This is a genomic window from Mesorhizobium sp. M7A.F.Ca.CA.001.08.2.1, assembly GCF_003998455.1.
Lineage (GTDB): Bacteria > Pseudomonadota > Alphaproteobacteria > Rhizobiales > Rhizobiaceae > Mesorhizobium > Mesorhizobium ciceri.
Window position 1 is genome coordinate 1 of record NZ_RZPW01001154.1, and the last position, 1,307, is coordinate 1,307.

Below are 1,307 nucleotides of genomic sequence, written 5' to 3' on the forward strand. Positions count from 1 at the left end.
CTCGTTACGCGGATCGGCGAGGATCCCGGCCTCGGCGGCGTGCACGCACCGTTCGGGAAATTCGTGGTGGCAGCCTATATGATCGAAATGCGTGTGGCTGGCGACGCAAATCAGCTTGCGCTCGCTGACCAACGGCACGTGACGCCTGAGGCTGAAATGGCCAAGCCCGGTGTCGAACAGAAGGTCACGATCGCGGCCGCGCACATGCCACATATTGCAGCGGAAGAACGGTTTTATCCAAGGCTCGTGGATCAAGGTCACGCCATCGCTCATGCGGATGGTCTCGTACCAGTCTGGTGCCTCGATGACCGCAAGCGTTGCCATGTTTCAATCCGTCAGAAAGTTCAGTCCGTCAGCAGGATGATCTGGTCGGTATCGCAGGAAATCGCGACCCTGTCGCCCGGCTGGACGGTCGCCGTCGCGGGCAATTTGGCGATGAAGTGGAGCGAAGGGTCCTCGACGGAAACGGCGAGCACGCGCTTGAAGCTGCCCTGGAAAACCACGTCGCTCACCTCGGCCGTGCCGAGCCTGACACCGCCGCGCGCCTCGCCGAGGACAAGATGCTCCGGGCGTATGGCCAGCGCAACGGTAGAGCCGACCGGCAAGGCGCCGGGCAGCGAGACCGGCCCGACCGGCGTCGCGACGGTGCTTGTCCTGTCGCTGGCCTCCGTGACCGTGCCGGCGAGGATCGTGCTTTCGCCCATGAAGGTCGCCGAAAAACGCGTCGCCGGCCGTGCGTAGACGCGCTCTGGCGGACCTTCGTCCTCGATGCGCCCGTCATTCATCACCACGCAATGGTCGGCCAGCGCCATCGCCTCTTCCTGGTCGTGCGTGACATGGATAAAGGCGGTGCCGACGCGCTTCTGGATCGCCTTCAATTCATCCTGCATCTGCCGGCGAAGTTTGAGGTCGAGGGCGCCGAGCGGCTCGTCGAGCAACAGCACCGCCGGCTCGATCACCAGCGCCCGCGCCAGCGCCACGCGCTGCCGTTGGCCGCCGGAGAGCTGATGCGGCTTTTTGTCGAATGCAGAGGCGAGACCGACCAGCGCCAGCGCCTCGCGCGCCTTTGCGGCGCGTGTCGCGCCGTCGACGCCCTGCATGCGCAGGCCGAAGCCGACATTGCTGCCGACGCTCATATGTGGGAACAGCGCATAGTCCTGGAACACCGTCGTCGTCGGCCGCTTGGCCGGCGGCACCGACGTGCAATCCTCGCCACGGATGAACACCTTGCCTTCGCTGGGGGTGACGAAGCCGCCCAGAATGGACAAGAGCGTCGTCTTGCCGGAGCCGGACGGCCCGAGCAGGAT

General features: G+C 65.3%; 2 protein-coding genes. Both read right to left on the reverse strand.

Annotation, left to right across the window (positions count from 1 at the left end; all coding sequences use genetic code 11):
• Window positions 1-324: MBL fold metallo-hydrolase (locus EN914_RS35725; RefSeq protein WP_348627998.1), on the reverse strand; the 324-nt coding region annotated here is incomplete at its 3' end.
• A 20-nt stretch (window positions 325-344) separates the two neighbouring features.
• Window positions 345-1,307, reverse strand: a 963-nt coding sequence (locus EN914_RS35730; protein ID WP_164779183.1) for an ABC transporter ATP-binding protein, incomplete at its 5' end; no start/stop codon positions are given.